10 protein-coding genes are annotated in these 7,296 nt (G+C 35.1%); 3 read left to right on the top strand and 7 right to left on the bottom strand.

Translation table 11 applies throughout. From position 1 onward, the window contains the following. The first annotated feature begins 297 nt into the window (after positions 1-297). On the top strand, positions 298-939 hold the full coding sequence (locus tag ACLUJM_RS08715) for a dihydroxyacetone kinase subunit L (RefSeq protein ID WP_294684844.1): 642 nt from the start codon (positions 298-300) through the stop codon (positions 937-939). Positions 940-979: 40 nt separating this feature from the next. Here the strand turns inward: ACLUJM_RS08715 and ACLUJM_RS08710 are convergent, their stop codons facing one another. After that, complete coding sequence (locus ACLUJM_RS08710; RefSeq protein WP_294684843.1) at positions 980-1,687, bottom strand: pseudouridine synthase; 708 nt, start codon at positions 1,685-1,687, stop codon at positions 980-982. Positions 1,688-1,723: 36 nt separating this feature from the next. Here ACLUJM_RS08710 and ACLUJM_RS08705 point away from each other — a divergent pair, with 36 nt between their 5' ends. Next, positions 1,724-2,011: a DUF1294 domain-containing protein gene (locus ACLUJM_RS08705; RefSeq protein WP_294684841.1), complete on the top strand. Its 288-nt coding sequence runs from the start codon at positions 1,724-1,726 to the stop codon at positions 2,009-2,011. Here ACLUJM_RS08705 and ACLUJM_RS08700 read toward each other — a convergent pair. The 5 genes from ACLUJM_RS08700 to ACLUJM_RS08680 are packed head-to-tail and all read right to left on the bottom strand — an operon-like array spanning position 1,968 to position 5,784. Next, positions 1,968-3,293, bottom strand: coding sequence for an aldehyde dehydrogenase family protein (locus ACLUJM_RS08700; protein ID WP_294684840.1), 1,326 nt, complete (start codon positions 3,291-3,293; stop codon positions 1,968-1,970). The genes ACLUJM_RS08705 and ACLUJM_RS08700 overlap by 44 nt on opposite strands. 59 nt (positions 3,294-3,352) lie before the next feature. Next, positions 3,353-3,952 (bottom strand): CpsD/CapB family tyrosine-protein kinase, encoded by a 600-nt coding sequence (locus tag ACLUJM_RS08695; protein ID WP_294684839.1) that lies wholly within the window; start codon positions 3,950-3,952, stop codon positions 3,353-3,355. Further along, positions 3,942-4,580, bottom strand: coding sequence for a YveK family protein (locus ACLUJM_RS08690; RefSeq protein ID WP_412412639.1), 639 nt, complete (start codon positions 4,578-4,580; stop codon positions 3,942-3,944). Before ACLUJM_RS08690 ends, ACLUJM_RS08695 begins: the two co-directional genes overlap by 11 nt. A 1-nt stretch (position 4,581) precedes the next feature. Next, a complete protein-coding gene (locus tag ACLUJM_RS08685) occupies positions 4,582-5,361 on the bottom strand; it encodes a tyrosine-protein phosphatase (RefSeq protein ID WP_316103529.1) in 780 nt (259 codons plus the stop codon). Next, the gene (locus tag ACLUJM_RS08680) at positions 5,362-5,784 is read right to left on the bottom strand and encodes an SH3 domain-containing protein (RefSeq protein WP_316515933.1); all 423 of its coding nucleotides are present in this window, start codon (positions 5,782-5,784) and stop codon (positions 5,362-5,364) included. It abuts the gene before it with no gap. 180 nt (positions 5,785-5,964) lie between these two features. Here ACLUJM_RS08680 and ACLUJM_RS08675 point away from each other — a divergent pair, with 180 nt between their 5' ends. Beyond that, the gene (locus tag ACLUJM_RS08675; protein WP_316103532.1) at positions 5,965-6,489 is read left to right on the top strand and encodes a DNA topology modulation protein; all 525 of its coding nucleotides are present in this window, start codon (positions 5,965-5,967) and stop codon (positions 6,487-6,489) included. A 112-nt stretch (positions 6,490-6,601) separates the two neighbouring features. Here the strand turns inward: ACLUJM_RS08675 and ACLUJM_RS08670 are convergent. After that, positions 6,602-7,296, bottom strand: a 695-nt coding sequence (locus tag ACLUJM_RS08670) for an LPXTG cell wall anchor domain-containing protein (protein WP_412412638.1), incomplete at its 5' end; no start/stop codon positions are given.

Here is a 7,296-nt window from a genome sequence, read left to right as displayed (position 1 = left end):
TGTTTGGTTTGTACTTCTCTCAAAGTATTTACTTTATTTAATTTATTAAGGTTCTTTGTTAAATTATTTTGTTGCCTCAAGTGACAACTATTAAAGTATACTATACTTTTTTTAGCTTGTCAAGACTTTTTTAAAACTTTTTTAAATTCTTGTAAACTTAATCAAGTTTTTGTTACGTCTCTCTCAGACAACTATTACAGTATACGCTCCTAAATCATACTTGTCAAGTGTTTTTTGAAATTTTTTTAAAATTTTCTGTAATCATGTATAATATTAATAAGTAAGAAAGGGGTGCTTATGGGATTTACAAATTACGATATTTACAAAGTTTTCGAGATGTATCAGGAATGTTTGATGATTAATTGCTCCTTATTAAATAAATTGGACGAGAATTTGAGTAATAGAGATCACGGTAGCAATTTAAATAATGGTTTCGGCGAACTTTTTATACAATTTCCCGACTTTAAAGATGAAAATATTTCTAAGCAGTTCAAAAATCTATCATTTCTATTTACATACAAAGTAAAAGGTGCCACAGCACCTATATACTCATATGTTTTTGATAAGATTTCAGATTACACAAATGGCAAAGACGAATTGGACCGTAAAATGTTCGGTGAAATTTTGAAAATCACAAATGAATCTGTGAAACTAGTTGGAAATTGTAAGCTAAATGACAAAACAATTTTAGATTGCATTCACGCTGCATCTGAAAGCTTTGAAAACAATAAAAATGAAAATACAATTAGATTAATGAAAAAAATAAGTGTAGATTGCAAGATGGCTTGTGAACAAACATCAGAAATGTCTGCAAAGAAAGGAAAAGCACGTCACAACGCCATTTATTCCGTTGGAGTGATAGACCCTGGTGCTTATTCGTTGTTTTTGTTTTTCGACACATTATACAAATACGTCCTCAAAAAAAGGCGCACAAAATAAAATCTCAATTCAACTTTTACGTTAAATTGAGATTTTTTCTTTATTCTTCTTCTAGCCCAAGGATTTTTAACTCCTCATCAGTAAGTTCTCTGAAGTCTCCCTCTTCCAAATCATCTGGCAATTTAAAATCACCTATTTGGACTCTTTGAAGTTCCACAACTTCATTGCCAACTTTTTCAAACATTCTCTTGACTTGGTGATATTTACCCTCCTTTATTGTAAGGTAACAATTATAATCGTCGATAATTTCCATCGTAGCAGGTTTCGTGATGATATCTTCCGGCATAAGCTTGATTCCTTTTTCGAACGTTTCGTTGTATTTCTCATCGACTTTATCTCTCAAAGTAACCTTGTATTTCTTCGACACATCTTTTTTCGGAGAAATCAAATTATGAGCAAATTTACCGTCGTTCGTTATAATCAATAGCCCTGTCGTATCCAAATCAAGCCTTCCCACAGGGCTCAAATCAAACACACAAAGCTCTCCCATATCGTCAATCACAGTTTTGTGCATAGGATCTTTCGAATGACTTGTAACTCCTTTTCTCTTGTTCATCACGAAATACAAAAACTTCCTGTATTCAATGATCTCGTCGTAGATTTTCACCACGTCGTTGTTTTCATCTATATGCTCAGAGGACTTCTTCACAGTCACATCATTCACCGTGATAATCCCCTTCTTCACCATTTGTTTTATCTCTTTTCTAGTTGCGATCTTCATCTCGCTAAGCATTCTATCTAATCTCATATCTCTCCTTATGGTATAATAATTTTGGGTGATGTTATGTTTAGTATATATTTTTTAATAATCAATTTAATAACTTTCCTAGCCTTCCTTATAGATAAAAGAAAAGCCGTTCACAACAAATACAGAATCTCTGAAAATATTCTGATATTCTTGTGCATAATCGGAGGTTTCATAGGAGCGTTGAACTCCATGATAATCTTCAAGCACAAATTATACAAGAAGAAATTCACAATCACAATTCCTCTAATCTCTCTCATCTATATAATAGCTTACGTTCTAATTAACCAAGGAATTTTTTTATCAAATCTAGCTTCTTTTGGGTAAATGGTTTGAACCTGAATGGATTGTCGATTTTTCTGGAAACATAGACTGATTGTTTGTGTGAAAAAGTGTCAAATCCCCATTTGCCATGATAATGACCAAGTCCACTATTTCCAAATCCACCAAAAGGCGCCTTATTGTTGGAGATGTGCATCATACAATCGTTGATGCATCCTCCACCAAAGCCCACAGAATTCGTGATATAGTCGCACAATTTCTTGTCCTTAGTGAATACATAAAACGCCAACGGATTGTCCATTCTTCTGATGTGCATCAACATCGCATCGATATCAGAGTACGAAATCACCGGCAACAACGGTCCAAATATCTCATCTTTCATTATTTCATCATTAAAAGTCGCATCAGTGAACACACACGGCTCAATAATCATCTCACCATCGTGGTATTTCCCACCGATTCTGTCCGTCCTATCCATCATAATGCGTCTGAACTCATCGTATTTCGCCTTTGTTTTTATCCTAGACATCTGAGATATATCAGAATAATTTTCGTCGATTTCCTTCAGTATATAATGCAGCAACCTATCCTTGATGCTTTCTTCAACCACCAAATAGTCCACAGCCACACACGTTTGTCCAGAATTTGTGAACTTCGCCCAACAAATCTTCTTCGCTGTATCTTCCAAATCGACATCTTTGTCCACAATACAAGGACTTTTTCCACCCAATTCCAACACACATGGCTTCAAATTCTCAGCTGCTTTCTTATACACAGCCTGTCCTCTGTTTTTGCTACCAGTGAAAAAATAGAAATCAAACTTTTCTTCCAACACCTCATCATAACTTTTGTCATTTTCAAGATGAACGACATCCTCCACAGGCTTCAAAACTTCTTTCATAAGTTCTCTAACCTTAGGATTCTTCCTGCTCATCATCAAATACACACTATTTCCAGCGGCAATCGCATCAATCACAGGAATCATACTCAAATTAAACGGATAATTCCACGGACTGATAATCAAACACACACCATATGCTCTGTTTCTGATTTCCGTTTTGTTTGGGAAAGTCAGCAAATCAAAAGAAGTGTTATTCGCTCTTGCGAGTTTTATAGTGTTATTGATGAAGAAATTTAACTCCTGCATCACAGTTGCGTACTCAGTCATAAAACCTTCATATTCGCTTTTTCCGATATCTTTCTTCAACACTGAGATTATCTCTTCCCTGTGATTTTTTACAGAACCTCTAAGTTTTCTCAGATACAGCACTCTAATCGAAGGCTTCAACAACACCGTTTGAGACCTTTCGCGTAATTTTTCAATCATAATTTTCCTCTCTATAAAAAATAAGCCAACTGATTTGCCTAAAATCAGTCAGCCTATAATTACTTTTCATTAATACGTACAAGTCCTATCAAATTGCCGTTGACATTTCTAATTGAATCGATAGATTTTTCGATGTCGCTCTTTTTAGTTTCTCCAACCTTGTACACCAACAAAGTCGCATCGCAAATCGCTGACAATACAACAGCATCGGAATAAGCTTCGATTGGAGGAGTATCGATTATCACATAATCGTAGTTATCTTCTAAAATACGAATAAAATTCTTCATAGAATCGCTTGAAATAAGTTCGTTCGCATTTGGAGGAATAGCTCCAGCGTGGATAATATCCAAATCCCATATCGATTCATCGTGACTTATAGCAAGATTGAAATCCATCTTGTTCACAACAACATTTGTAACGCCGATTTCAGTGTCGATATCGTAGAAATTCCTCAAACTTGGCCTTCTCAAATCCATATCCACAATAACAACCTTGTGATTGGACAAAGCGAAGCTTTTCGCCAAGTTAGCAGCCACAGAAGTCTTACCTTCTCCGAAATATCCCGAAGTAACCACGATAGATTTGATATTTGCCCCTGCGAACTTCACATTAGTTCTTAGATATTTGTATTGTTCATTAAACAAAGTCTTATCCTTCATCTATCATCGCACCCCTTTCATCAACATAAGGAATATCCCCAATAACATTTACTCCCAAATCTTCAACATTAGTGCCCACTCTCATGACATCATCGTGAGATTCCCTCACCATAAAAGCTATCAGTGAAATAAAAAATCCGACAGCATATGCCAATAAAGTGTCCTTAACCAAATTTGGAGACACAGCTTGTAATGGAGCAGAAGAATATTCCAACACCTTAACACTGTATTCATCTGCATCGTTCTTCACAGTGATATCTGCCAATTCATCCGCAATATTTCTTGCACGTTGAATAACAGTATCCTCAACATTTATACTAACAATCTTTGAATTTTCATCTGAAATGCTAATTTTCTTTCCCAAATCTTCAACATTTGATCTCAACTTCAAGTTTTGCTTCACTTCAGTCAACACCATTCTAGACTTAACAAAAGACTTCACAGTTTCTATTTGAGTAGTAGAAGTGTTGCCACTTTTCGCACTCACCACAACCTTGGAATCCACACTGTACACAGGTCTCACCCACATAACATCGTAGCAAATCATCGCAATCCCGAACAAAAGTGCCACCATAACAATAGGCACAAATCTATTTCTCAAAGTTCTTACAAATAAGTTATCTCTCATCTTATCTCCTCTTACCAAAAATCTTCGACAAAACTCCACCGCTCTTCTTCTCTAATACAGGAATCCTGTCTATCCTTTCATCTTCTACGATAAGTTGTGGATTAAGTCTCATAATCAAATCAAAATAATCCGAATTTATAATCTTATGAAGAGATTTAATCCCATCTCTAATATATTCTGCCTCATATGCATTTTCAGATTCCGTAGCCACAACATCCACCATTTGTCTGTCCAACAACTCCTTAGCAGTCTTGAACAACCTGCTAGATTTAGGCTTAACCACAGAACTCATATCCAATTGCACCAAACAGTCCCTTTCCTTCAAAGAAATTAAATAGTCTGGATTTTCTTGGACATACTTGCATCTTTCCGGATGAACGATAATCGGAACATATCCTTTGATTTGGATATCGTATATAAACTTATTCAAATCCTTGTATTCAGTTGTACTTGGAAGCTCAAGTAGAATATATCTGGAATAATTAATCGAACTAATCAAATCATTGTGAAAATACTCCATCATCTTAGGATCACAGCTCATCAAATTGCCCGATAACACTTGAAAATCAATCTTTTGATAATCAAGTTCCTCATTAATCCTGTCGATAAGAAGTTGCTTTTCATCAGATGTCAGAACCCTACCATTCGTAGAAATCTCAGAGGCACTCACAACCTTTTTGTAACCAAGTCTCGCATATTCTATTGCAGTCGCAATAGCCTGATCCATATTACTCGAACCATTCTTCATGTCCGCCATTATCTTGCTATTAACATCAATCATTTACTCACCCAAAAATTCCTTAGAAACAAAACCTACTTGACCATTAAAATCAACCTTAACCCAAGTAGTTCCATCATCATTCTTAGTTTCTTCAATAACCTTAAGCTCATCATTCTTTTTTAACTTAGTCACAATAGAAGAATTAGTGCTAGCTTCACTTCTCATATTCAAAACATCTGTCGTAACCTTCATAGTCTTCTTTTCAGTAGATTCTTCTGGTTTATTAGAATCAGTATTTTCTTCAGAAGGCTTTTCAGTAGTTTCTTCCGGCTTTGAATCCTTAGACTTAGCTTGTTCTGTAGACTCATTTTCCACAGATTCTGTTACTTCCGTATTTCTCATCGATTCGTAGTGTTCCGGTTTTCTCAAACAACCCGTCGTCAACACCAAAACCAAAATCGCAATAGGTATCAATCTCTTCATCTTATCATCTCCTAATTAACAATTATTATTTTAACATATATTAAGACTTTTATACACATAAAAATCCGCAAAAAATCACTATTTACATTATACCATCAAATGCAAAAATAGTAACGTGACATTAGCCCCACTATTATATATAATATAAGAAGATAATCATATTAAAACAAGGAGAAAACTGTGAAAATTTCGATAATAGGATATTCCGCATCTGGAAAATCCACACTAGCACAAGACATATCACAAACATACGATTTGCCATTGCTCCATCTTGATCAAGTAAATATGACAGAAAACTGGCAAGAAAGAGACCTAGATGAAGCAATCAATATAGTAGAAAATTTTATGAAACAAGACGATTGGGTAATAGATGGAAACTACAACAAATTGAAGAAAACAGAAAGACTAGCCCTATCCGACATCATAATATTCCTAAACTTCAACAGATTCAATTGTCTTCTAAGAGCCATCAAACGCTACTTCAAGTACCATGGCAAAACCAGAGAAAGCATGGCAGACAATTGTCCCGAAAAATTAGACTTCGAATTCATCAAGTGGATACTCATAGATGGTCGTAGCAAAGAAAAGTGCGAAAATTACGCAAATATGAAAAAACACTACTCACACAAATGGATTCAAATCAACAACCAAGAAGAACTCACAAAATTTAAAAAATACCTTCAACGAAGCAATGCGAGCCTGTAATAGGCTCTTTTTTTGTTGGATTTTTTCAGAAAATAAATTTCTGCATGTAAAAATACCCGATCATACGATCGGGTATCTTCATCTCAATAAACTACAGAATCAAATCTATAATTTATTCTTCATCTTCTTTTTTCTTCTTTGAAACATACAATCCACCCAAAGTAGATAGTGCTGCAGCAGCCATCATCATAGCTTCTGATTCAATACCTGCTTTTGGTAATTTCTTAGCTGGGTTGTCCGCCTTTGATGGATTATCTGACTTAGAAGGTCTTCTATTAGGTGAATCAGCGATTTCTACAACCAAATCACTACCCTTGATAGTTTCCTTAGATCCATCTGGATAAGTGATATTAGCTGATCCATCATTACCAACTTCAACTTTAGTTCCTTGTGAGAATTTATCCTTATTAGCTTTTTCAATAGCTTCTTTAACCTTGTCTTTTTCATCCTTAGTTAAGTTAGAAGGATCTTTTACTTCAGTCTTTTCTGGAATACTTGGTTGAACTTTTTCAGCATCAGATGCTGGTGTTTTTTCTCCGTTTAATGCTTCTTCTGCAGCTTTTAATGCATCTTTAGCTTTGTTGACAGCATCTTGAGTTGCATTTGGATCTGCTAGTACTTTCTTAGCATCTTCTAATGCTTTGTCGTATGCATCCTTTTTAGCTTGGTCTGCATTCTTGTACTTGTCAGATTCTTTTGTAGCATTTTCTTTATCTGCTTCTGTTTGAAGTGCTGTTTTGTCTACTTCTGGAGTTTTTTCTCCGTTTAATGCTTCTTCTGCAGCTTTTAATGCATCTTTAGCTTTGT

It is taken from the genome of Finegoldia sp. (genome assembly GCF_046991905.1).
Lineage (GTDB): Bacteria > Bacillota > Clostridia > Tissierellales > Peptoniphilaceae > Finegoldia.
This window is presented reverse-complemented; position numbering and strand designations above follow the sequence as displayed.